1 rRNA gene is annotated in these 379 nt (G+C 45.9%); it reads left to right on the forward strand.

The features are described 5' to 3' along the window. Nucleotides 1–231: ribosomal RNA gene (locus BTO10_RS23095) — 16S ribosomal RNA — on the forward strand; the annotation flags it as partial. Between the last annotated feature and the right edge of the window lie 148 nt (nt 232–379).

Here is a 379-nt window from a genome sequence, read left to right on the forward strand (position 1 = left end):
CTGCAACTCGACTCCATGAAGTCGGAATCGCTAGTAATCGTAGATCAGAATGCTACGGTGAATACGTTCCCGGGCCTTGTACACACCGCCCGTCACACCATGGGAGTGGGCTGCAAAAGAAGTGGGTAGTTTAACCTTTCGGGGAGGACGCTCACCACTTTGTGGTTCATGACTGGGGTGAAGTCGTAACAAGGTAGCCCTAGGGGAACCTGGGGCTGGATCACCTCCTTATACGAAGATGTTCACGATAAGTGTCCACACAGATTGATGGTTTAGATTTAGTTAAGGCCAGAGCTTTAATGAATAACGACAGTTATTGATTAAAGCTTTTTGCTTTATGCTCTTTAACAATTTGGAAAGCTGACTGATTAACTCTAAG

It is taken from the genome of Vibrio chagasii (assembly GCF_002954585.1).
Taxonomy (GTDB): domain Bacteria; phylum Pseudomonadota; class Gammaproteobacteria; order Enterobacterales; family Vibrionaceae; genus Vibrio; species Vibrio chagasii_A.